The organism is Bradyrhizobium sp. Leo170 (genome assembly GCF_004296405.1).
Taxonomy (GTDB): Bacteria; Pseudomonadota; Alphaproteobacteria; order Rhizobiales; family Xanthobacteraceae; genus Bradyrhizobium.
Map to the genome: position 1 here is coordinate 1 of NZ_PSRR01000808.1, position 757 is coordinate 757.

A 757-nucleotide genomic window follows, 5' to 3' on the forward strand; every position below is an offset into this window, starting at 1 on the left:
GCGACATTTTAAAAAAGTCGATCGCGATCTTTGCCGGAACCCGGACATGAGCTTCCGCTTCATCGAAGATCACCGCGAGGCTTATCCGGTGCGGCTGATGTGTGCCGTGCTCGAGGTTTCCCCGGCCGGTTATTACGCTTGGCGCGATCGTCTGGAGAGCGGCCGCGCAATCTCCAATTCTGTGCTGCTGGCCGAGATCCGGCAGGTCCATCGTGAGAGCGGCCAGCGCTATGGTAGTCCGCGGGTCCATGCCGTCCTGCGGATGCAGGGACGTGGTGCCAGCCGCGGCCGGATTGAACGGCTGATGCGACGGCATGGTATTCGCGCGATCATGTCGCCGCCACGTCGAGTCCGCACCACCGACAGTTGTCACGATCTGCCAATCGCGCCGAACCTGGTCGCGCGCGACTTCACTGCCGCAGCCCCCAATCGGGTCTGGCTCGCCGATATCACCTACGTCCCGACCGCGGAGGGCTGGCTGTACCTGGCGGCCGTCATGGACCTCTTCAGCCGAAAGATCGTCGGTTGGGCGATGCGAGACCACATGCGGGTCGAACTCGTCTCCTCCGCGCTGACGATGGCGATCCGCCAGCAGCGGCCCGCTGCAGGACTGATCCATCATTCCGATCGCGGCGTACAATACGCCTCGCAAGACTATCGTGCGATCCTGTCGGCTGCCGGAATCGCAGGATCAATGAGCCGCAAAGCCAACTGCTACGACAATGCCCCGATGGAGAGCTTCTTCCACACTCTCAAG

General features: G+C 62.5%; 1 protein-coding gene. It reads left to right on the forward strand.

What is annotated here, in order from left to right; translation table 11 throughout:
* Positions 1-757 (forward strand): IS3 family transposase (locus CWO89_RS44840; protein ID WP_130584453.1); only part of this gene is annotated, 757 nt, incomplete at both ends.